This window comes from Nonomuraea sp. NPDC049646 (assembly GCF_044465525.1).
Taxonomy (GTDB): Bacteria; Actinomycetota; Actinomycetes; order Streptosporangiales; family Streptosporangiaceae; genus Nonomuraea.
Window position 1 is genome coordinate 222,149 of the sequence record NZ_JBITLU010000009.1, and the last position, 24,302, is coordinate 246,450.

Annotated in this window: 22 protein-coding genes; 15 read left to right on the forward strand and 7 right to left on the reverse strand. The window is 71.5% G+C overall.

The features are described 5' to 3' along the window. Nucleotides 1-246: 246 nt before the first annotated feature. Nucleotides 247-1,062 carry an alpha/beta fold hydrolase gene (locus tag ACIBQ8_RS27440; protein WP_397193315.1) on the reverse strand — a complete coding sequence of 272 codons (816 nt, stop codon included), beginning with the start codon at nucleotides 1,060-1,062 and terminating at the stop codon, nucleotides 247-249. Nucleotides 1,063-1,165: 103 nt separating this feature from the next. Between ACIBQ8_RS27440 and ACIBQ8_RS27445 the strand changes: the two genes are divergently transcribed. The 10 genes from ACIBQ8_RS27445 (at nucleotide 1,166) to ACIBQ8_RS27490 (ending at nucleotide 13,249) form a co-directional block, all read left to right on the forward strand. Next, complete coding sequence (locus ACIBQ8_RS27445) at nucleotides 1,166-2,014, forward strand: helix-turn-helix transcriptional regulator (RefSeq protein WP_397178485.1); 849 nt, start codon at nucleotides 1,166-1,168, stop codon at nucleotides 2,012-2,014. Between the two features lie 128 nt (nucleotides 2,015-2,142). Further along, nucleotides 2,143-3,249, forward strand: coding sequence for a serine hydrolase domain-containing protein (locus tag ACIBQ8_RS27450; RefSeq protein ID WP_397193316.1), 1,107 nt, complete (start codon nucleotides 2,143-2,145; stop codon nucleotides 3,247-3,249). A gap of 136 nt (nucleotides 3,250-3,385) precedes the next feature. Next, a complete protein-coding gene (locus ACIBQ8_RS27455; RefSeq protein WP_397178487.1) occupies nucleotides 3,386-3,937 on the forward strand; it encodes a DUF305 domain-containing protein in 552 nt (183 codons plus the stop codon). A gap of 59 nt (nucleotides 3,938-3,996) precedes the next feature. Further along, entirely contained in the window at nucleotides 3,997-4,692 is a 696-nt protein-coding gene (locus tag ACIBQ8_RS27460; protein ID WP_397178488.1) for a FadR/GntR family transcriptional regulator, read from the forward strand. A gap of 34 nt (nucleotides 4,693-4,726) precedes the next feature. Then, a complete protein-coding gene (locus ACIBQ8_RS27465; protein ID WP_387671552.1) occupies nucleotides 4,727-5,977 on the forward strand; it encodes an ABC transporter substrate-binding protein in 1,251 nt (416 codons plus the stop codon). Continuing rightward, nucleotides 5,977-6,822, forward strand: coding sequence for a carbohydrate ABC transporter permease (locus ACIBQ8_RS27470; protein WP_397193317.1), 846 nt, complete (start codon nucleotides 5,977-5,979; stop codon nucleotides 6,820-6,822). The genes ACIBQ8_RS27465 and ACIBQ8_RS27470 overlap by 1 nt, the downstream gene beginning before the upstream one ends. Continuing rightward, entirely contained in the window at nucleotides 6,819-7,628 is an 810-nt protein-coding gene (locus tag ACIBQ8_RS27475) for a carbohydrate ABC transporter permease (RefSeq protein WP_397178489.1), read from the forward strand. Before ACIBQ8_RS27470 ends, ACIBQ8_RS27475 begins: the two co-directional genes overlap by 4 nt. Next, nucleotides 7,629-10,574, forward strand: coding sequence for a glycoside hydrolase family 38 C-terminal domain-containing protein (locus ACIBQ8_RS27480; protein WP_397193318.1), 2,946 nt, complete (start codon nucleotides 7,629-7,631; stop codon nucleotides 10,572-10,574). It abuts the gene before it with no gap. Further along, a complete protein-coding gene (locus ACIBQ8_RS27485) occupies nucleotides 10,571-11,803 on the forward strand; it encodes an enolase C-terminal domain-like protein (RefSeq protein ID WP_397193319.1) in 1,233 nt (410 codons plus the stop codon). The genes ACIBQ8_RS27480 and ACIBQ8_RS27485 overlap by 4 nt, the downstream gene beginning before the upstream one ends. A 9-nt stretch (nucleotides 11,804-11,812) precedes the next feature. Continuing rightward, the gene (locus ACIBQ8_RS27490) at nucleotides 11,813-13,249 is read left to right on the forward strand and encodes a S10 family peptidase (RefSeq protein WP_397193320.1); all 1,437 of its coding nucleotides are present in this window, start codon (nucleotides 11,813-11,815) and stop codon (nucleotides 13,247-13,249) included. Here the strand turns inward: ACIBQ8_RS27490 and ACIBQ8_RS27495 are convergent. From ACIBQ8_RS27495 to ACIBQ8_RS27515, 5 genes are all read right to left on the reverse strand, one after another. Beyond that, the gene (locus ACIBQ8_RS27495) at nucleotides 13,208-14,122 is read right to left on the reverse strand and encodes a hypothetical protein (protein WP_397178493.1); all 915 of its coding nucleotides are present in this window, start codon (nucleotides 14,120-14,122) and stop codon (nucleotides 13,208-13,210) included. The genes ACIBQ8_RS27490 and ACIBQ8_RS27495 overlap by 42 nt on opposite strands. Beyond that, a complete protein-coding gene (locus ACIBQ8_RS27500; RefSeq protein ID WP_358291533.1) occupies nucleotides 14,113-14,532 on the reverse strand; it encodes a peptidase inhibitor family I36 protein in 420 nt (139 codons plus the stop codon). Before ACIBQ8_RS27500 ends, ACIBQ8_RS27495 begins: the two co-directional genes overlap by 10 nt. A 177-nt stretch (nucleotides 14,533-14,709) precedes the next feature. Further along, nucleotides 14,710-15,480 carry an SDR family NAD(P)-dependent oxidoreductase gene (locus tag ACIBQ8_RS27505; protein WP_397193321.1) on the reverse strand — a complete coding sequence of 257 codons (771 nt, stop codon included), beginning with the start codon at nucleotides 15,478-15,480 and terminating at the stop codon, nucleotides 14,710-14,712. Continuing rightward, the gene (locus ACIBQ8_RS27510; protein ID WP_397193322.1) at nucleotides 15,477-16,487 is read right to left on the reverse strand and encodes a DUF4432 family protein; all 1,011 of its coding nucleotides are present in this window, start codon (nucleotides 16,485-16,487) and stop codon (nucleotides 15,477-15,479) included. Before ACIBQ8_RS27510 ends, ACIBQ8_RS27505 begins: the two co-directional genes overlap by 4 nt. Next, nucleotides 16,484-17,653, reverse strand: a complete 1,170-nt coding sequence (locus tag ACIBQ8_RS27515) for a DUF4185 domain-containing protein (RefSeq protein WP_397193323.1) — start codon at nucleotides 17,651-17,653, stop codon at nucleotides 16,484-16,486. Before ACIBQ8_RS27515 ends, ACIBQ8_RS27510 begins: the two co-directional genes overlap by 4 nt. A 128-nt stretch (nucleotides 17,654-17,781) precedes the next feature. Between ACIBQ8_RS27515 and ACIBQ8_RS27520 the strand changes: the two genes are divergently transcribed. From ACIBQ8_RS27520 to ACIBQ8_RS27540, 5 genes are all read left to right on the forward strand, one after another. Beyond that, nucleotides 17,782-19,392 carry an ABC-F family ATP-binding cassette domain-containing protein gene (locus tag ACIBQ8_RS27520; RefSeq protein WP_397178497.1) on the forward strand — a complete coding sequence of 537 codons (1,611 nt, stop codon included), beginning with the start codon at nucleotides 17,782-17,784 and terminating at the stop codon, nucleotides 19,390-19,392. Nucleotides 19,393-19,396: 4 nt separating this feature from the next. Then, nucleotides 19,397-20,257, forward strand: a complete 861-nt coding sequence (locus ACIBQ8_RS27525; RefSeq protein ID WP_397193324.1) for a hypothetical protein — start codon at nucleotides 19,397-19,399, stop codon at nucleotides 20,255-20,257. A gap of 103 nt (nucleotides 20,258-20,360) precedes the next feature. Continuing rightward, nucleotides 20,361-21,839 carry a hypothetical protein gene (locus ACIBQ8_RS27530; protein WP_397178498.1) on the forward strand — a complete coding sequence of 493 codons (1,479 nt, stop codon included), beginning with the start codon at nucleotides 20,361-20,363 and terminating at the stop codon, nucleotides 21,837-21,839. 7 nt (nucleotides 21,840-21,846) lie between these two features. After that, entirely contained in the window at nucleotides 21,847-22,593 is a 747-nt protein-coding gene (locus ACIBQ8_RS27535; RefSeq protein ID WP_397193325.1) for a hypothetical protein, read from the forward strand. Nucleotides 22,594-22,661: 68 nt separating this feature from the next. Next, on the forward strand, nucleotides 22,662-23,783 hold the full coding sequence (locus tag ACIBQ8_RS27540; RefSeq protein ID WP_397178500.1) for a C40 family peptidase: 1,122 nt from the start codon (nucleotides 22,662-22,664) through the stop codon (nucleotides 23,781-23,783). Between the two features lie 3 nt (nucleotides 23,784-23,786). Here ACIBQ8_RS27540 and ACIBQ8_RS27545 read toward each other — a convergent pair whose 3' ends face one another. Beyond that, nucleotides 23,787-24,281, reverse strand: a complete 495-nt coding sequence (locus ACIBQ8_RS27545; protein WP_397178501.1) for an inorganic diphosphatase — start codon at nucleotides 24,279-24,281, stop codon at nucleotides 23,787-23,789. Nucleotides 24,282-24,302: the final 21 nt, after the last annotated feature.

Below are 24,302 nucleotides of genomic sequence, written 5' to 3' on the forward strand. Positions count from 1 at the left end.
TGTGTGTGGATGTCACCAATGATCGCGGTAACGGGGTCCGGATCTATCAGTGGGAGTGTCAGGCCAACAACAACAATCAGAGGTTCGTGATCGACGGGGGTCAGATCAAGATCAAGGACACTCTGGGCTGAGCCGGTGGGTCGGTGGCGGGGGCCGGTCCGCGGTGAGCGGGCGGGCCCCCGCCGTCCTTGTGTCGGACATCGGCCCCCGCTCGCCCTGTGCCGCGGGCCGTGGCGGGGCCGGAGGTCAGGCGGTGGCGTCGCGGGCGAGGGGGGTGAAGTCCTGGACGAGGGGGGTGAAGTTCCGGACGAGGGTGACGAAGTCGTCGGGGCGTTCGGCGCTGGAGACGTGGCCGGTGTCGAGTTCGAGGTACGAGCTGCCGGGGATGGCGGCGTGGAGCTCGCGGGAGTTCTCCACCGGGATCAGGCCGTCGCGGGCGGCGCCGACGACCAGCGTGGGGGCCTTGACGCCGGGCAGCAGGCGGCGGAGGTCGACGCGGCGGCCGAGGTCGATCTGGCGCAGGCGGTTGGGGTGCGGCTGGAAGTACGTCGCCCGGCTCTCCAGGTCCTCGGGGGAAAGGGAGTTGAGGTAGCGGGGGCTGAAGGCGGTCAGCATGGAGAAGCGGGCGAAGGCGTCCGGGTTGCCGGCCAGGCCGAGCCAGGTCTGCAGGGCGGTGCGCAGGTAGGCGTCCTCGGTGTGGGCCCAGCCGGAGACCGGGATCAGGCGGCGGACGAGTTCGGGGCGGGTGGCGGCGAGGGACAGGACGACCACCGCGCCCAGGGAGAAGCCGAGCAGATCCACGGGGGCCTTGCCGAAGTCCTCGATGACGGCCGCGAGCTGCTCGGTCAGGCCCTCGACGGTCAGCGGGGCGCCGTCGTCCTCGACGAGGTCGCTGCCGCCGAGGTCGGGCAGGATCACGGTGTTGCGGTCGGCGAAGCGCTCGGCGACGCCGTTCCAGGTCGACGAGCCCGGGCCGGTGCCGTGCAGCAGCACCAGGCCGGGGCCGTCGCCGAGGGTGCGGTAGGCGAGGCGGGTCCCGGAGACGGTCAGGTGTCGGGTCATGGGCGTCACCGTGCCAGGCGGGGGCGCGGATGAGGAGCGGACCGGATTCCCTAGGACAGATGGTCCTTGGATGCGATATTTCGCGGTATTGCAGGATGGGCCCATGGATCGTACGGAGCTTGCCGACTTCCTTCGCCGCTCGCGCGAGCGGCTGCTGCCCGGCGAGGTGGGGCTGCCGTCGGGGCCGCGGCGCCGTACTCCGGGGCTGAGGCGGGAGGAGGTGGCGCAGCTCGCGGGCATGTCGGCCGACTACCTGATGCGGTTGGAGCAGGCGCGCAGCCCACAGCCGTCCACCCAGTTGCTGGGCGCGCTGGCGCGGGCGCTGCGGCTGACGAGCGACGAACGCGACCACCTCTACCTGCTGGCCGGGCACCGGCCCCCGGCCGGGCCGCGGGCGGGCGAGCACGTCAAGCCGAGCCTGCTCTACCTGCTCGACCGCCTCGTCGGTACGCCCGCGCAGGTGCTGAGCGACCTGGGCGACGTGCTGGCGCAGAACGCCATGGCCGAGTCCCTGTTCGGATGCAGCTGCACGGTCGAGGAGCCCGATCGCAACATCGTGTGGCGCTGGTTCACCGACCCGTTCAGGCGCGCGGCCTACCCGGAGGAGGAGCACGCCGAGCGCTCCCGCGCGCACGTGGCCGACCTGCGCGCGGCGGTGGTCCGCCGGGGCAACGACGAGCAGGCCAGGGCCCTGGTCGAGCGCCTGCGCCGGGCCAGCCCGGAGTTCGTCTCGCTGTGGGAGCGGCACGAGGTCGCGGTGCGCCGCGGCAGCCGCATGCGGGTCCGGCATCCGGCCATCGGCGCGATGGAGTTCGACTACGAGGTGCTGCTGGCGCCGGCCGAGGACCAGCGGCTGCTGATCTTCACGCCGCCGCCCGGCTCGAAGACGTTCGAGGCGCTGGAGCTGCTGCGGGTGGTGGGGCCGGAGACCGTGCACCGGAGCCATCGGTAGCCGTACGGGGGACGCCGCGTCAGCGGGCGCGTCAGGACGGCGACGGTCCCGTGTCAGCGCGGCCGGGGATGGTTGGACCATCACCGGTTCGGGGAATCGGCCCGAAGGCTCTGAAAGGCGTACGAAGCATGACGAACGACAGCGTTTCCGTGAACGACGTGACCGAGCGCCCGGAGCTGCAGAAGATCCTCCAGGAGATCGTGGACTCCGGTTTCGTCGGCGTGCAGCTGCGGGTGAACGACGAGCGGGGCGAGTGGGTCGGCACCGCCGGGGTGCGCGAGCTGGGCGGCCTCGCCGAGCCGCCGGCGGACGGGCGCTTCCGGGTGGGCAGCGTCACCAAGACCTTCACCGCGGCCCTCGTCCTGAGCCTGGTGGCCGACGGCGTGCTCGGCCTGGACGACGTCGTGGACGACCACCTGCCCGAGTTCGGGCTGGACCGCCGGATCACCCTACGGATGCTGCTCCAGCACACCAGCGGCGTGTTCAACTTCACCGGCGAGTACTACGAGGACGGCACCGTCGTGCCGGGGATCGTCTGGTCGGGCAAGGAGTGGGTGGAGAACCGCTTCAGGACCTACCAGCCGCAGGAGCTGGTACGGCTGGCGCTGTCCAAGCCCGCCCGCTTCGAGCCGGGGGCGGACTGGAGCTACTCCAACACCAACTACGTCCTGGTCAGGCTGCTGGTCGAGAAGGTCACCGGCCGTCCGCTGGCCGAGGAGATGCGGCTACGCGTCCTGGACCCGCTCGGGCTGCCGGACACCGTCGTGCCGGGCACCGACACGGAGATCGCCGGGCCGCACGCCCACGCCTATTACCGCTACGAGGAGGACGGCCAGGAAAGGACGGTCGACGTCACCCGTCAGAACCCCTCCTGGATCTCCACCGGCGGCGACATGATCTCGACCACCCGCGACCTGCACACGTTCGTCTCCGGGCTGATGGGCGGCCGGCTCCTGCCGGCCCCGCTGCTGGCCGAGATGCGCGACGCGCATCCCAAGGTCGGCTACGGCCTCGGGGTGTTCGTGCAGGACGCGGACCCCGACACCGGCACCCTCATCACGCACAACGGCGGCATCTCGGGCTCGGCGGCGCTGATGTACAGCACGCCCGACGGCCGCAGGACCCTGACCGCCTCGGTCACCTACGTGGACGACGCCGCGATGTCCCAGGCGGCGGCGTTCCAGGAGGTCCTGCAGCGGCTGGTCAAGGAGGTCTTCGGCGGCGCGGCCGCCTAGGGCCGGGCCGGACGGCAAGCGGCCCGGTGCCGGGCCGCCGTGCCGGCGGTCCGCCGCCTTGACAGGGGCCCTTGCGCGCCTGAGGGAAATCGTCTAACTCTTAGGAAGGTTTCCTTTTTAATGGAAGGCGCGCAGAGTGGCCGCAACCCCCCGATCCGGCGCCCTGAAGCTCGTCCTGGCGGCCCTGTGCCTCCTGCTGGCCACCGCCTGCGGGGCGGCCGGGGCCCAGGCGCCTCCGGTGAACGCTCAGGACGTGATGTTCGTGCAGATGATGCTGCAGCACCACCGTCAGGGCATAGAGATCGCCAAGCTCGGCAGCCAGCGGGCCACCGACGACCAGCTCCGGATCCTGGTGGCCGCCGTGGCCAGCACGCAGCAGGACGAGGTCGAGATGATGCTGCGCTGGCTGTACGCCTGGGAGCAGCCGCTCACCGCCGCCTCCGGCGCCCATGACCACCACGGCGGCATGCCGGAGACCGACCGGAAGCAGATCAGGGCGCTGAAGAAGTCGAAGTCCTTCGAGCACGACCTGATGACCCTGCTGATCGCCCACCAGGGCGACGCGATCAAGATGGCCGACACCGAGGTGGCCTCCGGCGCGGACCCGGAGGTCAAGGAGTGGGCGGGGCAGGTGCAGGCGTCCCGCAAGGCGCAGATCGACCTGATGAAGGACCTGCTCAAGCGCTGATCGGGGAGATCCCCGGTCGGCGTAGACGTGCGTCGGATTAAGTGATTAGATCACTTGATATGTCCGAGGTTGCGCGGCCGACGCTTTCCGACGCTCTGACCGAGCGCATGCTGGAGCTCATCCGTAGTGGAGGGCACCGGCCGGGCGACAGGCTGCCCTCCACCAGGGAGCTCTCCCAGCGTTTCGCCGTCACCACCCCGACGCTGCGCGAAGCGCTGCGCAGGCTGGAGGCCACCGGGGCCATCGAGCTGCGGCACGGCTCGGGCATCTACGTCGGCGCCGACATCGAGCGGCTCGTGCTGCCCAACCCCAACATGCGCGAGATGCACGCTGCCCAGCTCCTCGAACTGCTCGGCGCGCGGATCGTGATCGAGCCGCCGCTGGCCGCCATGGCCGCCGAGCACGCCGAGGGCGCGGAGCTGGCCGCGCTCAAGCGGGTGCTCGACCAGGCCGGCCGGCACCTGCGCGGCGAGGACGCCGAGCTGCACGAGGCCAACATGTCCTTCCACCGGGCGACCGCGCGGATGGCGGGCAACAGCGTGCTGAACGAGGTCGTCGACTCGCTGCTCACCGTCCACGGGCCGGAGCAGCGGGAGATCCTGCAGATCTTCGACGACCGGCGCCGCGACTACGAGGAGCACCTGGCCATCCTGGAGGCCATCGAAGCGCGTGACGCCGCCGAGGCGCAGGCGCGCATGCGGGCCCATCTGGTCGACGTCCGGACCGTCGTCGAACAGAGGTTGCCACCCAGATAGAGCAAGTCCCCCCGAAAGAGCAAGGAGGCCGGCCATGTTCCGGTCACGTGTGGCCACGCTCGGCGTGGCGGCGCTGGTCCTGACCGCCTGCGGCGGCAACAGCGCCGAGGCGCCGAAGAAGAAGACCGAACTGACGCTCTACAACGACAAGGGCGCCTGGACGAAATACTTCGACGAGATGGGCGCGCTGTCCAAGCAGCAGATCGGCCTGGGCATGAAGCCGACGGGATACACCGACTCCGCGCAGTACCAGGCCTTCATCAAGGCGTCGTTCCGCACGGACGTCAAGCCCGACCTGTTCACCTGGCAGACCGGGGGGATGCTGGCGGAGATCGTCAAGCAGAAGCAGGTGGCCGACACCACGGCCGTCTGGCAGGAGGCGATCAAGGCGGGCGACCTGTCGCAGGACCTCGCCCCGTACTACACCATCGGCGGCAAGCAGTACTGCGTGCCGATGAACGTCGCCTACTGGGGCATGTTCTACAACAAGAAGATCTTCGACAAGTACGGCCTGAAGCCCCCGCAGACGTGGGACGAGCTGGTCCAGGCCGCCGAGACCCTGAAGAAGAACGGCGTCAAGGCCTTCTACCACACCAGCGTGCTGTTCTCCTTCGTCTGGTTCGAGCAGCTCCTGGCCGGCTCCGACCCCGACCTGTACGACCGGCTGTCCACGGGCCAGGCCAAGTACACCGACCCGGGTGTGGTGCAGGTGATGGAGAAGTGGAAGTCGCTCATCGACGCCGGATATTTCATGAACCCGGGTGACAAGACCGACCCTGGGGACGTCATGAAGACCGGCAAGGCGGCGATGGTCTCCTTCGGCACCTGGTTCAGCACCAGCATGACGCAGCGCGACCTGAAGTCCGGCACCGACTACGGATTCTTCGTCATCCCCAACGTCAACCCGGCGCTGCCGAAGACCTCGATGATCTTCGAGAGCGGGCCGCTGTGCTCGCTCGCCAAGGGGGCCGACCCCGACTCCAGCCTGAAGTACCTCAAGTGGTGGACCACCGCCGACGCCCAGAAGAAGTGGGCCACCACCAGGGGCGACGTGAGCGCCAACCCGAAGGTCGAGATCGCCGACGAAGCGCTCGGCGCGGTCACCAAGGACGCGGGCGGCGGCAAGTACCGCCTGGTCAACCGCTACTTCGAGGCCACGCCGCCGCCGGTGCTGACCGCCGCGCTCGACGGCTTCGGCAAGTTCGTCACCGAGCCCGGCACGTACAAGGAAGTGCTGGACACCATCCAGAAGGCCGCCGACGAGTACTGGGCCACGCATCAGTGATGAGCGCGCGGACCCCGATGCTCGGCCGGTTCAGGCACGGTTACGTGGCGCCCGCGGCCGTGCTGGTCGCGGGGCTGCTCTACGCGCCGTTCCTGTGGACGGCCTACCTGAGCCTCACCCGCTACGACGGCCTTGAACCCTCGGCGTGGGTCGGCGTGCACAACTTCGTCAAGCTGCTGGACGACCCCGCGCTGCTCACCTCGACCCGCAACACGCTCATCTGGGTGGCCGGCACGATGGTGCTGCCGGTCGGGCTCGGCCTGCTGGTCGCGGTGCTGTCCTACGACATCAAGGGGGGCGCCTGGTACCGGGTGCCGTTCATGCTGCCGTACGCGCTGAGCGGCGCGGGCCTGGCCATGGTGTGGAGCCCGGTGCTGTCCCACGACGGCATCGCCAACCGGCTGCTCGGCGTGGACACCGCGTTCCTGCAGGTCGCGCCGGACAACACGCTGGCCATGCTGCTGGTGTGGACCTGGCAGCAGCTCGGCGTGAACACGCTGCTGTTCGTCGTGGGCCTCCAGTCCATCCCCAAGGAGCCGATCGAGGCCGCCCGCCTGGACGGCGCCTCCGGCTGGCGGCTGTTCCGGCACGTGATCTGGCCGCTGATGCGCCCGCTGACCGCGGTCGTGGTCGGGCTGGCCCTGGTGGCGAGCCTGAAGACGTTCGACATCGTGTGGGTGCTGACGCAGGGCGGCCCGGGACGCAACTCCGAGACGCTGGCGGTGACCATGTACCGCGACACGTTCGTGGCCAGTGACTACGGCTACGGTTCGGCGGTCGCGGTGCTGCTCACCGTGGTCACCGGGCTGGCCTCCTACCTCTACCTGAGGAGGCAGGTGCGATGATCCGGCGCGTCGTGCTCATCGTGCTCGGGCTGATCTGGCTCGGCCCTACCTACCTGCTCGTCGTCAACGCCTCAAGGCCGGCGGCCTCGTACGACCCGGGCAGCGCGTGGGCGCCGTCCGGCGACTTCGCGCTGCTGGACAACTTCGGTCGCGCCCTGGACAGCGCCGACCTGACCGGCAGCCTGGCCAGTACCGCACTCTACGCGGTCGTCTCGCCGCTGCTCGGCGTGCTGATCGGGGCGCTGGCCGGCTACACGATCGTGGTGCTGCGGCTGCGTCACGGGTTCTGGTGGTTCCTGCTGATCTTCGGCGGCACCGTGTTCCCGTCGCAGATGCTGCTCGTGCCGCTGTTCGTCGGCTACAGCGACGCCGGCCTGTACGACAGCAGGCTCGGCATGATCCTGATCTACACCGCGATCAACGTGCCGCTGGCCGCGTTCGTGCTGCGCAACTTCTACACGGGGGTCGCGTTCTCGATCTTCGAGGCGGCCCGCATGGACGGCGCGTCCACGTGGCGCATCTTCTGGCGCATCTACCTGCCGATCTCGCTCAGCGCGCTGACGGCGGTGTTCATCCTGGAGTTCACCTTCATCTGGAACGACCTCATCTTCGGCCTGACGCTGACGCAGACCGGGAGCGTACGGCCGGTCATGACCGCCCTGGCCGGGCTGATGACCGACGTCTACGCCGGCACCCCGGTCCCCGTCGGCCTGGCGGCGGGCCTGGTGGTCTCGCTGCCGACGGTCGTGCTGTTCCTGGCAACCCAGCGCCTCTTCGCACGGGGCCTGTCCCTAGGGAGTGTTTAGATGACGAGCCGGTTGCTGCAGCGGAGCCTGGGTAGCCCCGACTACGACGGGATCAGGCAGGCGCTGCGCAACGACACCTCGACCCCGGTGATCAGCGCGCGCGGGCTGGAGGTGCGGGTCGCGGTGCTGCCGCTGTTCACGCACGACGGCCGCCAGGCGGTCAGGGTGTCGAGCACGCAACCCCTGACCCACGTGCTGGTGGGCGTCGACAGCGCCTCCGGCACGGACGTGACGCTGCTGGTGCCCGAGGTGGACGCGCCGCGCACGCTCACCCTGGAGTGCCGCGACGACGCCGGCGTGGTCGGCAGCGCGCAGGTGACGGTCACCCCGCAGCGCAAGTGGAGCGTGTTCGTCGTGCACCACTCGCACCTGGACATCGGCTACACCGACCCCCAGGGCACGGTGCTCCGCCACCACCTCGACTACCTCGACGCGGCGCTGCGCCTGGCCGAGGAGACCGCCTCCTGGCCCGACGACGCCAGGTTCCGCTGGACGGTCGAGTCGTCGATGCCCGCGCTCAAATGGCTCGACGCCCGGCCCGCCGGGCAGGTCGAGTCGTTCGCCGCGCTGGCCAGGGCGGGCGTGATCGAGGTGACCGCGCTGCCGTTCCAGCTGCACACCGAGGCGTGCTCGACCGAGGAGCTCTACCGCCAGCTCCGCTTCACCGCGCAGCTCCAGGACCGCTACGGCTTCGCCACCAGGTCCGCCATGCACACCGACGTGCCCGGCGCGGTCGTCGGGCTGGTGGACGCGCTCAACGCCTCAGGCGTGCGTTACCTGGCCGCCGCGCACAACTGGGCCGGGCGGTCGGTGCCGTACCTGCACGGCGGCGACAAGCTGACCAGGCCGTTCCGGTGGCGGGCGCCGAGCGGGAACGAGCTGCTGGTCTGGTTCACCGACACGCCGCACGGGATGGCGTACATGGAGGGCAACACGGTCGGGCTGACCGACTCCTACGAGCTGGCCGACGACCTGCTGCCGCGCTACCTGTCGGCGCTGGCCACGCGGGGCTACCCGTACGGGCCGGGGACGTTCGGATGGCAGGGGCCGGACGCGCCGCGTGAGCCGTACGAGCTGGACGTGCTGCACCTGCGGGTCCAGGGGGCGCACGCCGACAACGCCGGGCCGTCGATCGTGCCCGCCTCCGTCGCCCGCCGGTGGAACGAGACGTGGGCCTGGCCGCGCCTGCGCTCGGCGGTCAACAGCGACTTCTTCCAGCACGTCGAGGAGCGCTACCACGACCGCCTGGCCGTGCACGAGGGCGACTGGACCGACTGGTGGGCCGACGGCCTCGGCTCGGGCGCCCGCCCGCTGGGCTACGTGCGCCGCGCCCAGTCGGCCCTGCGCGTCGCCGAGACCCTGCACACGATCGCCGGGGCGGACGCCACGGACGAGATCGACGCGGCCTACGACAAGGTGGCCCTGTTCAACGAGCACACCTGGGGCGCGGCCAACCCGTGGGAGGACGCCGAGGAGGCGGGCGACTCCGGCGGCCTCCAGTGGACCCGCAAGTCGTCGGGCGCCTACCAGGCCCAGGACGACGCCTCCGACCTGCTGCACGCCGCCACCCGCCGCTTCGCCGCCGCCCTCTCGACCTCGGACGCGGAAGGCGGCGCCCTGGCCTCGTTCGCCGTGTTCAACCCCGGCACCAGGGCGCGGACCGACGTGGTCCGCGCGTTCCTGCCGCGCGACGTGGTGGCCGTGGACGTGCCGATCGCGCTGGTCGACGCCCGGACCGGCGAGACCGTGCCGCACCACGAGGAGTACGTCGACCCCGACGACTGGCCGACCCGCCCGATCGGCCGGCACGTGCACGCGGTCGTGCCGGACGTCCCCGGCTTCGGCTACGCGCGGCTGGACGTCGTCCGCGGGCCGTCCCAGGCCCCCGAGCCGGCCGAGCCGGACCTGGACGGCGTGATCGAGAACGAGTTCTACCGGGTGGCCTACGACGTGCGCGAGGGCCACATCAGCTCGATCTTCGACAAGTCCGCCGGCCGCGAGCTGGTCAACGGCGAGGCCGCCGCCGGCTTCGGCCAGTACGTCTACGACCGCTACGCCACCGCCCCGCACTTCAACCACCTGTCGGGCCACGTCGGGGCGCACGACAGGACGCTCCTCGGCGACCGGGCCGTCGCCCGCAACGCGACGATCGTCAGGGCCCAGCGCACGGCGGTCGGCGAGAAGCTGGTCGTCGAGCTCCAGGGCAAGGGCGTCGACTGGCTGCGCACCACGATCGAGCTGCACCGGGGCGTGCCCAGGCTCGACCTGACCTACCAGCTCGCCAAGCAGGGCACCCCGGCCAAGGAGGCGGTGTTCCTGGCGTTCCCGTTCGCGACCGGCCCGGCCACGGCCTGGGAGCTGACCGGCGGGGTCGGCGGCCCCGGCGTGCCGCGCGTGCCGGGCTCGGCCGAGTACATGTTGCCGATCAGGCACTGGATCGCCTTCGAGGACCCCGAGCTGACCGTCGCCTGGGCCACCCTGGAAGCGCCGCTGGTGCAGCTCGGCACCATCCACATGCCGTACGCGCCGTTCCCGCCCACGCTCGACCAGGAGGACGGCACGGTCTACTCCTGGGCGCTCAACAACATCTGGGACACCAACTTCCCGGCCCAGCAGCAGGGCGAGACCACCTTCCGGTACGCCGTCACGTCGGCGGCCGGCGTCAAGGGCGGCAGGCTGGGCGCGGCGGCGGCCTCGGGGCTGACCGAGCCGTTCGTCGGCGCGCTGATCACCGGCGGTTCCGGCGCAGGCGAGACCTACGCCTCGGTGGACCACCCCGACGTGCTGATCACCTCGATCGGCCGGGTGGACGGCGAGCAGGTGGTCCGGCTGCAGTCGCTGGCCGCCGAGCCGGTGACGGCGACGGTCACGGTCCCTGGACGGGATCCGGTCGAGGTCCACCTGCCCGCCTGCGGGGTCGCCGTCGTCGGAGGGAAGCGCGCGTGAAGATCGTTGACATCCGGGCCACGACGGTCGCCGTCCCGCTGGAGGCGCCGCTGCGGCACAGCAACGGCGCACACTGGGGCCGGTTCGTCCGCACGATCGTCGAGGTCGAGGCCGACAACGGGCTGGTCGGCCTGGGGGAGATGGGCGGCGGTGGGGAGAGCGCGGAGTCGGCCTTCCGGGCGCTCGTCCCGTACCTGAAGGGGCACAACCCGTTCGAGCTGGAGGCGCTGCGCTTCAAGATCGCCAATCCGACCGCCTCGCTCTACAACAACCGCACCCAGCTCCTCGCCGCCGTCGAGTTCGCCTGCCTCGACCTCGTCGGGCAGCACCTCGGCGTGCCCGTCCACGACCTGCTGGGCGGGCGGCTGCGGGACGCGGTCCCGTTCGCCTCCTACCTGTTCTTCCGGTACGCCGCCGACGGCCACCCGGAGATCCGCACCCCCGCCCAGCTCGTCCAGCACGCCGCCCGGCTCAAGGAGGCGCACGGGTTCACCGTGCACAAGCTCAAGGGCGGCGTGTTCCCGCCGGACTACGAGCTGGAGTGCTACCGGGCGCTGGCCGAGGCGTTCCCGGGCGACCGGCTCAGGTACGACCCCAACGCCGTCCTGTCGGTGGCCGAGGGGCTGCGGTTCGGCCGGGCCATCGAGGGGCTGAACAACGACTACCTGGAGGACCCCGTCTGGGGGATGGAAGGGCTCAGGGCCGTCCGGGAGCAGGTCAGGGTGCCTCTCGCCACCAACACGGTGGTCGTCAACTTCGAGCAGCTCGCCTCCAACGTGCTGCGCAGGTCAGCCGATGTGGTGCTGCTGGACACGACGTTCTGGGGCGGCGTCCGGCCGTGCGTGAAGGCGGCGGCGGTGTGCGACACGTTCCAGGTCGGGGTGGCCGTGCACTCCTCGGGCGAGCTCGGCATCCAGCTCGCGACCATGCTGCACCTCGGCGCGGTGCTGCCGAACCTCACCTACGCCGCCGACGCCCACTACCACCAGTTGCGCGACGACGTGATCGAGGGCGGCAGGCTGCCGTACGCGGACGGCGCCATCGCCGTGCCCTCCGGGCCGGGGCTCGGGGTGCGTCTCGACCCCGACCGCGTGGCCCGCTACGCCGAGTTCTACCGGGAGACCGGCGGCTATCCCTACGACCGCGACCCGGGACGTCCCGGCTGGTACGCCACCGTCCCGAACGAGCGCTTCGCCGACCCCGCGATCTCGGTGGACGTTGCCCCATAATTGGCCGCTATGTCCGACGAAGTACAGACAAAGAAGCCCGCCGACAACCTCGTCACCACCCGGCACACCCTGCCGACCGGTCAGGCGTACACCGCCACCGCCGGAACCATGGTGGTGCGCGAGGAGGTCTTCACGGACGGCACGTTCGACGGCCACCGCCCGAAGGCCGAGGTGTTCCTCACCTCCTACACCCTCGACGACGCCGACCCGCTGACCAGGCCGGTCACGTTCGCCTTCAACGGCGGGCCCGGGTCGTCGAGCGTGTGGCTGCACCTCGGCATCCTCGGGCCGCGCCGGGTCGTGATGGGGGACGCGGGCGCGTTGCTGCCGCCGCCGTACGCGCTGGCCGACAACGACGAGACCCTGCTCAAGGTGAGCGACCTGGTCGTCATCGACCCGATGTCCACCGGCTACTCGCGGGCGGCCGAGGGCGAGAAGGCCGAGCCGTACCACGGGTTCAGCGGCGACGTGGAGTCGGTCGGCGAGGTGATCCGGCTCTGGACGACCAGGAACGCGCGGTGGATGTCGCCGAAGTTCCTGGCCGGCGAGTCGTACGGCACGGTCAGGGCGGCAGGGCTGGCCGACCACCTCCAGTCGCGGTACGGCATGTACCTCAACGGCGTGATGCTGATCTCCTCGGTGCTCGACTACGCGACCGTGGAGTTCAACGAGGGCAACGACGTGGCCTACGCCCTCTATCTGCCGACATATGCCGCCATCGCGCACTATCACGGCCTGCACGGCGACCGCCCGCTGGCCGACGTGCTGCGCGAGGCCGAGGAGTACGCCTCCCGCGACTACCCGTGGGCCCTGGCCCGCGGCAACCGCCTCACGGGCGACGAGCGCGCCGCCGCGGTCTCCAAAGTCGCCGCCCTGTCCGGCCTGTCCGAGGACTACGTCGACCGCGTGAACCTGCGCATCGAGCACATCCGCTTCTTCACCGAGCTGCTGCGCGAGCGCCGGCTGACCGTCGGCAGGCTCGACGGCCGCTTCACCGGCTGGGACCCCGACGGCGGCCGCGAGCACTTCGTCTCCGACCCGAGCATGGACGCCATCACCGGCCCCTACAGCGCCGCGCTCAACCACTACCTGCGGACCGAGCTGGAGTACGCCAACGACCTGCCCTACGAGATCCTCAGCTCGCGGGTGCACCCGTGGTCGTACAAGGAGTTCGAGGGCGTGCACGTCAGCGTGACCGACCGGCTCGGCGCCGCCATGCGCGCCAACCCGCACCTGCGCGTGCACGTGGCCTGCGGCTACCACGACGGCGCCACGCCGTACTACGCGGCCGAGCACGCCTTCGCCCACCTGCCCGTGCCCGCCGAGCTGGCCGCCAACGTCGAGTTCAAGTACTACGAGGCCGGCCACATGATGTACGCGCACGAGCCCAGCAGGCTGCGCCAGTCAGCCGACCTGGCGGCCTTCGTGCTCGGACAGCAGGCGTGAGGCGCGCTCCAGCCGCTGCCGCAGGCTGGCCGCGAGCGCGTCGAAGCGTTCCCGGTTGTCCCGGATGACCGCGCGCTGAAGCTCGGCGTCGGCGGTGAACCAGGCGGCCACCAGGCCCGATGACCACTTGCAGGTGGTGTCGGCGACGGCCGTCAGCTTCTCCTCCTCGCTCACGTCCGGTTTCTCCAGGTTCCAGCGGGAGTCGGCGATGGCCGACTCCGGGTCCGGGTAGGGGTGTCCCGCCTGGCTCATGCACGACTGCCAGCGCTTGGTCGCCGCGGCAACGTCGCCGTGCTTGGCGGCCTGCTCCAGGGTGAGCGAGTCCTGCAGGCCCAGCCAGGGCCAGTCCGCCTGGCGGGTGCCGCCCTCCAGCTCGGCGGAGGCGCGGTCGAGGCAGCCGCGGTCGGCGGCGGTGCCGTACAGGCGGTGGCGGGTTTGCTTGGGCAGCTTGTTGACCCAGGAGCCGGTGGTGTCCGGGGACGGCGGCCTGGCCAGGTGGTAGCCGTACCGCTGGGCGGCCGAGGTGTCCACGACGCCGTAGCGGCGGGAGTTGCCCGGGTCGATCGCCGCCAGCTCGGCGGCGTCCTCCGCGGGTGGGGTGACGGTGAGGCCGCGGCGGCTCATGCACCGCGCGACCAGGTGGTTGTGGGCATTGCCCAGGACGGCCCGCTGCTCGGGAGTCGGCTTGTAGGCGTCGAACGGCAACACGAGCTGCGACACCGAGGTCACGCCCGCCGGGGGCCGCTCGCGTACGGGCTCGCCGGCGGCGCAGGCCGCGACGGACAGCAGCAGCGCGCCCGCGAGGAGGCCGCGACAGCCGGTTTCCGGCGGCCAAGCCCGGAAACCGGCACTCCCGTTATTTCTCAGCGGCACCAGATGTCGATCGAGCTGGTGCGGTTGTTGCCGATGGCGTTGTTCGACAGGTAACCGTCGTTGCTGTTGTGGGTGAAGGTGCTGTGGGCGCCGGTGTAGTCGGCGTGCTGCCAGAGGGTGGCGCTGCAGCCGACCCGGTTCCTGACGGAGCTGGTCTCGTTGTCCATGCTGTGCCAGGTGTTGCTGAAGTCCCAGTTCAGCCAGTTGTTGTCGGCCAGGTCGGAGTCGTCGGCCGTGAAGTCGCGCCAGTGGTCGCTCTGGCCCCGGTTGTAGTCGAAACCGGCGTACAGGCAGACGCGGCCGCCGTAGCACGTCGAGCGCGGGCTGGCCTCCGCCGCGGCAGCCGGGACGACCACGGTGAACAGCGCGGCCGCGGCGATGAAGCCGGCGGCCTTCTTGGTGAGCCTCACAGGTCTCTCCTAGATCGGTGAGTCGTTTCGGAACCCGTACCAAGCGTGCGGTGAGGGGGCTCGGGACCCACCCTCGAATACACGCAGAGACCTTGGTTACCAGGCTCACCACCTGCCACTTCGCCGCATTGACGCAACGATTGCCAGGTTCGGGAGGCGACTGGGGACTTACTCGACCTAGTCGGGGAGCGCCGCCGGGTTCCGGGCCAGCAGGCCGCCGTCCACGCGGTGCTCGGCCCCGGTGATGAACGACGAACGCGGCCCCGCCAGGAACGCCACCAGCTCGGCCACCTCTTCGGCACGGCCCACGCGGCCCAGCGGATGGGCCTTCCCCCACTGCGCGACCTGCTCCTCCTGCGACAGGTCGCCCCGCCACAGGTCGGCCGCCCAGCGCAGCATGGGGGTGTCCACCGAGCCGGGGCAGACCACGTTGACCCGGATGCCGTCGGCCGCGTGATCGAGCGCCATGGCCCTGGTCAGGCCGTTCAGGGCGGCCTTGCTCGCGGTGTAGGCGGCCACCTGCGCCTGCGACGAGAACGCCTGCACCGACGACATGACCACGATCGAGCCGCCGCCGCGTTCCCTGAGCCGCGGCACGGCGGCCTTGCAGGTGAGGTAGACGCCCTTGAGGTTGACGTCCATGACCTCGTCCCACACCTCCTCGGGGGTGTCCTCGACGGTGCCGTACCGCTGGACGCCGGCGCAGGTGACGACGATGTCGAGGCCGCCGTACCGGGTCACGGCCAGGTCCACGAGGTCCCGCAGGTCCCCGGCCCGGCGCACGTCGGCGACGACGCCGGTGACGTGCTCGCCGTCGAGCGCCGCGTTCTCGTCCACGCCGCAGAACACCACGTTCGCGCCGCCGTCGGCCAGCCGGTCGACCACCGCCCGGCCGATGCCCGTCGAACCGCCGGTGACCAGCGCCACCTTGCCGGAAAACTCACTCACGCCAGCACCTCCGCGCGCCATCTCGACACCTTGGTCTCCTGCGGTCCGAGCGACAGGGCGCTGCCGTTGGCCACGGCGGCGGCCAGGCCGTCGGTCGGCATGCCGGCGAACGGTTCGAGCCCCAGCGTCCAGGCCCGCCCCCACCAGGGGTAGCCGGTGGACGCGCCGAGCTCCTGCCACATCCACAGGTAGGGGAGGAGCGCCGCATCCCACTCCACCCGGATACCGATATCCCCTGAAATTTCGTACCAACCCTCCGGGAAACCCGTGAGGTAGACGATGTCGCTGGGCCCGCCACGCTCCGGCACCACGCTCAGGTCCGTCTCCCCGCCCCCGTCGGCGGGCACCACCGGCCACCGCCACGGCCCGCCGGCCCGCACCCGGCGCCCGGCCGGGCCGATCGGCGCCGCGTGCGGGATCACCCGCACGCCTTCGGGCAGCCGGATCCGCGCGCCCGCCCGCAGGAACGGCGCCCCGAAGACGAGGTGCTGGCCCCACATCGCGTGCAGCGCGAGGTCCGCCTCGTTGGTCGCCCGCCCCTCGACCTCCAGCGCGGCCGTGCCCGCCCGGAGCCGGAACACCTTCTCCACCCGGTACGGCAGCCGCCGGGTCCGCACGGCGAGCCGCACCGCGACCTCCTCCTCGCGGTCGGCCACCACCTCGCACGACCACGGCAGCCCGGCGACCTCGCCGTGCTGGGCCAGGCGCGCGCCCCGGTACTCGCTCGGCGCGCCGCCGTTGGGGAAGACCTCCTGCCAGCCGCCCTCGTAGTGGTCGACGAACTGGGCGACGTCGTCGGCCGCGCCGTGACGGTGGTCGCGCGGGTCGCGCAGGCCCTGCGGGGAGAGCCAGACGAAGTCGGTGTCGGTGGGTTTGTGCAGGAACTCCACCACGTCGCCGCCCTTGTCCGTCAGGATGGTCACGCGCAGCCGTTCGTTCTCCAGCGTGACCGCCCGCAGCCCGTCGAGGGTGAGGTGCCGCAGGCGCGCCGCCCAGTTGCGCCTCACCCGAACGTCACGTCCAGGAACCTGGGCCGGTAGATGGACACGTCCCGGTAGTGGTCGGTGTTGACGAAGCTGTTGACGTTGTAGGAGACCACCAGGCCGGTCCCGGCGACGTCGGGATGGGCGTGGGCGTTGTAGGTGAAGACGTTCCCGCTGGTCTCGGGGGTGGTGTAGACGTGCTGCTTGCCGGTGAAGGGGCCGGTGGGCGAGCAGGAGGAGTAGGCCACGATGTTCGGGCTGAGCACCTCGGTGGTGTCATGCGTGATCAGGACATATCCGGATCCGACCCGGGTGACGCTGTACTCGTTCGCCACCCCGCCCATGATCCGGGCCGAGTCGGTCTCGTCCGGCGACCACGAGCCGTCGGCCGTGCGGAACTCCCACGCGCCCAGCAGGCTCTGGCCCCTGACCCTGGCCAGGTGCATGTACTTGGCCGAGCCGAGGTCCTCGACGCCGTACACGTAGGTGTAGCCGCCGTCCTTCAGCAGGCCGGAGGCCCAGGAGACGCCGTGGCCCGAGGGCAGGTCGTGCACGCTGACCGGCCGGTCGAGCCGGCCGGGCGCGAACCTGGCCACCACGTTGCGGTGCCAGCGCCAGTCCCATGCCCCTGGGCCGAACCGCTCGTACTCCTGGTAGGTGACCTCGACCAGGCCGCCCGCCAGCGTGGCGTCCCCGGCCCAGAACCAGTGCTGGTCGTCGCGCGGCGGCATCACGGCCTCGGGCTTCGCGGCCGTGCCGTCGTGGACGGTGGACAGCCGCCCGTCCCGCTCGACGGCGAAGGAGTTGTTCAGGAAGACCGTGCTGCCGCCCTCCTCGACGACCGGCGGCCGGGAGCCGTCGGCGTTGACCTGGCCGAGGAAGGTGTCGGAGAACACCCACAGCTCGCGGCCGTTCGGCAGCCGGAGCGAGTACGTGCCGTCGGCTCCCGTCCAGTCGTCCAGGCGGCTGTTGTCGTTGCCGTAGGAGGTGAACAGGCTGGTCAGCCGGGCGTCCACGGACGCGCCGCGCACGGTGGGCGCGCACGCCGAGGCCGGCCCGGACGGTTCCCGCGCCACGGCGGCCGAGGGAGGCACGGGCTTGGGCGGCGCGGCCCACGCCTGCTGCGGGACGGCGACCAGGCCGAGCACGGCGACGGCGAGAGGGACGAGGGAGGAGCGGAATCGCGTCATCACCGGTTCCTAGGGGCTGGGGGAGTCCCGTACAGTTCTAGTCATTAGATCACTTGCTGTCCAGGGCCCCCGGATCACCGGCCGAAAACCGGGTGCCGGTGGTCGCGGGCGGCCGGTAGCCTGCCCGGATGGGCCACGTTGAAGTAGGACATCTGACGTACGTGCTGCCCGATGGCAGGCCCCTGCTCAACGACGTCTCCTTCCGGATCGGCGACGGTGTCAAGGCGGCGCTCGTCGGGCCCAACGGCGCGGGCAAGACCACCCTCATGCGCCTGGTCGCGGGCGACCTGGAGCCCGTCGAGGGCAGCGTCACCAGCTCCGGCGGGCTGGGCGTGATGCGCCAGTTCATCGGCAACGTGCGCGACGGGAGCAACGTGCGCGACCTGCTGCTCGGCGTCGCCCCGCCGGCCGTGCGGCAGGCGGCCGAGCGGCTCGACGCGGCCGAGCTGGTGATGATGGAGCGCGACGACGAGAAGGCGCAGATGCGCTACGCGCAGGCCATCAGCGACTACACCGACGCCGGCGGCTACGAGATCGAGGTGCTCTGGGACACCTGCACGGTCTCGGCCCTCGGCGTCCCGTTCGACCGGGTGAAGTACCGCGACGTGGCCACCCTGTCCGGCGGCGAGCAGAAGCGGCTCGTCCTGGAGGCGCTGCTGCGCGGCCCCGACCAGACGCTGCTGCTCGACGAGCCCGACAACTACCTCGACGTGCCCGGCAAGGAGTGGCTGGAGCAGCAGCTCCGCGAGACGTCCAAGACCGTCCTGCTGGTCAGCCACGACCGCCAGCTCCTCGCCAACGCCGCCGACCGCATCGTCACGGTCGAGTCGGGCAACATCTGGATCCACGGCGGCGGGTTCGCCGGTTACGCCGAGGCCCGCAAGGCCCGCAACGAGCGGCTCGACGAGCTGCGCAGGCGCTGGGACGAAGAGCACGCCAAGCTCAAGGCCCTGGTCAACATGCTGAAGAACAAGGCCAGGTACAACGACGGCATGGCCGCCCCCTACCACGCGGCCCAGACCCGGCTGCGCAGGTTCGTCGAGGCGGGCCCGCCCGAGCAGGCCCCCGCCGACCAGAACATCAAGATGCGCCTGCGCGGCGGCCGCACCGGCAAGCGCGCGGTCATCTGCGAGGGCCTGGAGCTGACCGGCCTGATGCGCCCGTTCGACCTGGAGATCTGGTACGGCGAGCGGGTCGCCGTCCTCGGCTCCAACGGCTCGGGCAAGTCCCACTTCCTGCGCCTGATCGCCGGCGAGCCCGTCGCGCACACCGGCGTGGCCAGGCTCGGCGCCCGGGTCGTCCCGGGGCACTTCGCCCAGACCCACTCCAGGCCCGACCTGCTCGGCCGCACCCCGGTCGAGATCGTGATGAACGAGCACGCCAGGCTCAAGAACGAGGCCATGAAGACGCTGGCCCGCTACGAGCTGGCCGGGCTGATCGCCGAGCAGCGGTTCGACACGCTCTCCGGAGGCCAGCAGGCGCGGCTGCAGATCCTGCTGCTGGAGCTGTCGGGCGCAACGCTGCTGCTGCTCGACGAGCCGACCGACAACCTCGACCTGGCCAGCGCCGAGGCGCTCCAGGTGGGCCTCGACGCCTTCGACGGCACGGTCATGGCGGTCACCCACGACCGCTGGTTCGCCGCCGACTTCGACCGTTTCCTGGTCTTCGGCTCCGACGGCACGGTCTACGAGTCGTCCGAGCCGGTGTGGGACGAGACGAGGGTCGTCCGGAGGCGTTAAAGAGTTGGTACGCCCGGCGCGTGTCATCTGCCAGCCGTGCCCATGCACGGGTTATCACGGCAAAGTGATCCCGCGTAGCCGAACCGTCAGCCTCCTCGCACTCGGGGCGATCTGCCTCGCCGGTTGTTCAAGTGAGGACCAGCCAGCCCAATCGCTCAAGCCGCTCGTTCTCAAGGAGCAGGTCTCGAACATCGCCAAGTCCACCGACGGTTACGCCGTCAACTGGGCCGGCGTGCTCACCAACGCCAACCCGTGGCACTTCGGCGAGCACGTGGTGGCCACCATCGTGGGCCGCGACGCCGCCGGCACCGAGGTGGTGCGCATGGACCAGCCGCTCGACGCCGTGCCGCCGGGCGGCTCCCTGGCCTTCACCGGCCAGGCGTCCGCCGCCGAGAAGCCGGTGAAGGTGACCATCCAGTACCGTCCGGCGCAGTGGCGGTCCGCCGCGCGCATCCCGTCGTCGTTCCAGTCGTTCCCGATCACGCGCGTCCAGACAATGCGCCAAAAAGACGGCTCTTACCTTATTACCGGCTATGTCGGGAATCCGTATCAATTGCCGGCGAGCAGCCTGGTGGTGAACGCGTTGCTGCGCGACGCGGCCGGAAAACTGCTCGGCGGCGGCAGCACGTTCGTGGACGACGTCAAGGCCGGCAGCCCGCCCAGGTTCATCCTCACCGTGGCCGGACTGCCCAAGGACAGCAAGGTCGTCAAGACCGACGTCACCGCCCGGACCTGGGGCTCGACCGGCCGTCCTTACGAGGACCTGGCGATGGGCGGCGCGCTCCCGGTGCACACCGTCAAGCCCACCTCCGAGCCGTTCGCGGTGGACCGGGGGAGCGAGGCCATGGGACAGGTAAAGCAATAAACGGTATTAGTCCGAACAAAAGGGTGGGAAATTGGCGGGGTCGCGGTAGACAAGCGGCGGAACCGGTAGAACTACTAGTTACCGATCCATTACCTTCGGTCACATGAATGACCGCGTCCTGGTGGAGGCACTCCGCACCCGCGACCCGGGAGCCCTCGCCGCGCTCTACGACACGCACGCGGAGAGCGTCTACCGCTACTGCTGGTCCCTCCTCCTCGACACCGACAGCGCCCAGGTGGCCCTGCGCGACACGCTGATCGCCGCCGAGGCGCACGCGGGCGCGCTGTCCCAGCCCGACAGGTTCCGGGTCTGGCTGCTCGCCCTGGCCCGGCAGGAATGCCTGCGCCGCCGGATGGCCGCGCCGCCCGGCGCCGACGAGGTCCTGGCCGAGGCCCCGCCGCTGGACGACCCCGCCGACGCCGACCTGCGGCTCATCGCCTGGAACGCGGTCGTGAGCCTGCCCGTCGCCGACCGCGAGGTGCTGGAGCTGGCGACCAGGCACGCGCTGGACACCGCCGAGCTGTCCCAGGTGCTCGCGATCCCGCCGCGCCAGGTCGAACAGGCCAGGGAGCAGGCGCGCGACCGTCTCACCGACGCCGTCACCGCCGAGATCCTGGCGCGCAAGGGCCCCTACGACTGCCCGCGCCGGGCCGCGATCCTGGCCGGCTTCACCGGCGACCTCACCAGGGAGATGCGCGAGCACCTGGTCGGGCACGTCGCCCGCTGCGAGGTCTGCGCCCCCCACCGCGCCCGCCAGGCCTCGGCCGCCAAGGTCTTCGGCCTGCTGCCCGCCGCCGCGCTGCCCGAGGCCCTGCGCATCAGGGTCATGAGCTGCTTCGCCGACCCCGAGCTGCTGCCCTACCGCCGTTACGTCGCCCGGCGCACGGCCTCCCTGGACGCCGCCGGATTTCCCGTTCCCACGCAGACGACGGCTCGAAGGTGGCCTCAGGCGGTGGCGGGCGCGCTGGCGGCGGTCGCGACCGTGGTGGCGATAGCAGTGATCTTCAACCAGTTCGGCAAGGACAACGGCGGTCTCGCCGGGGTGGCGACGGCCGCGTTCCCCGCCACCGGCGAGCCGCCCGGCATCAGACTGCCCTGGCAACCCGACCCGCAGGACGCCCACTTGACCGTAGAGCCCATCCTCGACAGCGCCGCGCCCGAGCCGTTCGGCATGCTCGGCTCGACGACGCCGGTGCCGCCGGCCGTGCTCGTGCCCACGTACGCGACCACGCCGCCCGCCGAATCCACGCCCGGCGAGCCGCGGCCGACGCCCGACGGCCCGCCGCAGGCCGACCCGCCGGGCGAGGACCCCGGCGACCCGACGTACGGCCAGCCCGGCCAGCCCGGTCTGCCCGGCCGTACCGGCCACCCTGGTCACCCGCCGCACGGCGAGCCGGGCCGTCCGCCGCACGGCGAGCCCGGCACGCGTCCGCCCACCCGGACCCCGCCGGTGCCGACCCCCACCCCCGCCCCGACGCCCACCGAGACGCCCGCGCCCACCACCACGCCCTCGGAGACGGCGACGCCCGCCCCCACGCACACCCCCACCGAGGAGCCCGTCACCCCCGTCGAGAGCGGCTGAGCACCCCGTGGAAGCATCGGAGCCGCACCAGGACCGGCTCGCCGGGCGGGCCGTGGAGGTCCTGGAGGCGCGCCGGGACCGGCTGCCCGAGGGGGCCGTGGAGGCGTTCGAGGTGCGCCAGGATCCGCATCTGGGGCGCCGGGTCTGCCCGCTGCCCGTCCCTGGACGGGTGGCCGAGCTGGTGCCGAGGGGGCACCGCGTCGACTGGCCGACCTGGCTCGACCGCGGCCCCCGCATGCTGCGCCACGTGCTCGACCTGTGCCGCCTGCGCACCGCGCGCGGGCTGGCGGTGCTGTCCTGGCTGGCCGGCGGCCCCCAGCCGGACGACCTCGACTGGCTGTGGGACGCCCGCCGCCTGACCGGCCCCCGCCAGGACCGCATGTACGCCGCCGCCGCCGACGTCCCCGAGCCCGTGCTCGGGCTGGTGACGGCCAACTGGACCTGGGTGCTCGACACCTGCCACGGCGGCCGGGTCACCGCCCCCTACCTGGCCGGCACCGCCTACCCGGCCGACGGCCACGCCGCCGCCGACGCCGCGATGACGCTCTTCCAGACCTACGACCGCCATCCGGAGGCCAGGCCGGCCATCGCGGCGGCGTGGGCCGCGGCCCGCGTGACCGCCGACTGGTGCAAGGCCGCCGAGCTGCACGCCGCCTACGGCGTCCAGACCCCCGTCTTCACCTACCCGCGGGCCGCCCGGCCGGTGGTCGCCGGCGTCCGTCCGTGGATAGAACGGCTCTTCCGCCTGCGGTGATGACGTTACGTGCATGAAAGCGCTGGGAACTGTGTGCATAGAGTAACCATCTGTTTTCAGGGGGACCTATGCGCGCATTTCGGGCCGGGCTCCTGGCGTGCGCCCTGCTGGCCACTCTGTGTCCGTTCACCCCCGGCTCGCCGGTGCTGGCCGACCCCATGCCGTCGGCCAAGGACGTGAAGAAGGCGCGCGAGGCCGCCCGCGACCGCTCGAAGGAGCTGGGGGTGGCCAGCGCCGGGCTGGCCGCGGCCCAGTCCAGGCTCGACGAGCTGGCCGCGGCCGTGGAACGGCAGGTGGAGGCGTACAACGGCGAGCTGGTCCGGCTGCGGCAGGCCGAGCAGTCGTACGCGCAGGCCCAGGCGCGCCGGGCGGCGGCCGACGCCGAGGCCGAGCGCGCCCGGCAGGCCGTCGCGCTGCTCGCCGCGCAGAGCTACGGCGGGATGACGCCGATGGACCCGATCGTCGGCATGCTCATCGACGAGGGCGGCGTCGACGGCTTCCTGCACCGGGCGAGCGTGCTCGGCCAGCTCGGCGACGAGCGGGCCCAGATCCTGCGCAGGATGCGCGACGCCCAGGAGGTCGCCGCCATCCTCGGTACGCAGGCGCAGAAGGCCTACGACGCCCGGCAGGCCGCCTCGGAGCGGGCCCGGCGGGCGAAGCTGGCCGCGGAGGCGGCCGTCGCCCGGCAGCGCCGCGAGACGCGCACCCTCCGGGTGGAGCGGCGGCAGCTCCAGCACCGGGTCAACGCCGCCCGCAGCCACGCCGAGCTGCTGGCCAGACGGCGGGCCCTGGCCCTGTCGGCGGCCGGCCTGGCGGCCGGGTCGGCGGGCGGCAACCTGGCCGCCAACTGGGCGCTGACCCAGCTCGGCAAGCCGTACGTGTGGGCCGCCGCGGGCCCCGACACCTACGACTGCTCCGGCCTGGTCATGCGCGCCTGGGAGCAGGTGGGCGTGCGCCTGGACCACTGGACCGGAACCCAGTGGACGTCCGGCCCGCACGTGCCGCTGGACCAGCTCCGCCGCGGCGACCTGCTGTTCTTCGGCCGCATCACCGACGACCCCGGCACGATCCACCACGTGGGCATCTACGTCGGCCAGGGCCAGATGGTGCACGCGCCCCAGACCGGCGACGTGGTGCGGGTCGCCCCGATCTGGAGAGGGGACCTGGTGGGCGCCACCAGGCCCCGGTGAGGATCAGTGGTGGTGACCCGCGTCCTTGGCCCGGTGGAACGAGCGCTCGATCTCGGCCTCGGCCTCGATGCGCCCGACCCAGTTGGCGCCCTCGACGGACTTGCCGGGCTCAAGGTCCTTGTAGACCTCGAAGAAGTGCTGGATCTCCAGCCGGTCGAACTCCGACACGTGGTGGATGTCCTGGATGTGGTGCATCCGGGGGTCGGTCGAGGGCACGCACAGGACCTTGTCGTCCCCGCCCTTCTCGTCGGTCATCCGGAACATGCCGACCGCGCGGCAGGTGATGTAGCACCCCGGGAACGTCGGCTCCTGGAGCAGCACCAGCGCGTCGAGCGGGTCGCCGTCCTCGCCGAGGGTGTTCTCGATGAAGCCGTAGTCGGCGGGGTACTGCGTGGAGGTGAACAGGAGCCGGTCAAGCCTGATCTTTCCGGTCTCGTGGTCCACTTCGTACTTGTTCCGTTGCCCCTTGGGAATCTCAACGACAACGTCGAACTCCACCGCGGTTCCTCCGCTCAAGGC

Coding starts and splice junctions, on each gene's coding strand:
- ACIBQ8_RS27440 (WP_397193315.1), bottom strand. CDS start 1,062: ATGACCCGACACCTGACCGTCTCCGGGACCCGCCTCGCCTACCGCACC.
- ACIBQ8_RS27445 (WP_397178485.1), top strand. CDS start 1,166: ATGGATCGTACGGAGCTTGCCGACTTCCTTCGCCGCTCGCGCGAGCGG.
- ACIBQ8_RS27450 (WP_397193316.1), top strand. CDS start 2,143: ATGACGAACGACAGCGTTTCCGTGAACGACGTGACCGAGCGCCCGGAG.
- ACIBQ8_RS27460 (WP_397178488.1), top strand. CDS start 3,997: ATGTCCGAGGTTGCGCGGCCGACGCTTTCCGACGCTCTGACCGAGCGC.
- ACIBQ8_RS27465 (WP_387671552.1), top strand. CDS start 4,727: ATGTTCCGGTCACGTGTGGCCACGCTCGGCGTGGCGGCGCTGGTCCTG.
- ACIBQ8_RS27470 (WP_397193317.1), top strand. CDS start 5,977: ATGAGCGCGCGGACCCCGATGCTCGGCCGGTTCAGGCACGGTTACGTG.
- ACIBQ8_RS27475 (WP_397178489.1), top strand. CDS start 6,819: ATGATCCGGCGCGTCGTGCTCATCGTGCTCGGGCTGATCTGGCTCGGC.
- ACIBQ8_RS27480 (WP_397193318.1), top strand. CDS start 7,629: ATGACGAGCCGGTTGCTGCAGCGGAGCCTGGGTAGCCCCGACTACGAC.
- ACIBQ8_RS27490 (WP_397193320.1), top strand. CDS start 11,813: ATGTCCGACGAAGTACAGACAAAGAAGCCCGCCGACAACCTCGTCACC.
- ACIBQ8_RS27515 (WP_397193323.1), bottom strand. CDS start 17,653: ATGACGCGATTCCGCTCCTCCCTCGTCCCTCTCGCCGTCGCCGTGCTC.
- ACIBQ8_RS27520 (WP_397178497.1), top strand. CDS start 17,782: ATGGGCCACGTTGAAGTAGGACATCTGACGTACGTGCTGCCCGATGGC.
- ACIBQ8_RS27530 (WP_397178498.1), top strand. CDS start 20,361: ATGAATGACCGCGTCCTGGTGGAGGCACTCCGCACCCGCGACCCGGGA.
- ACIBQ8_RS27540 (WP_397178500.1), top strand. CDS start 22,662: ATGCGCGCATTTCGGGCCGGGCTCCTGGCGTGCGCCCTGCTGGCCACT.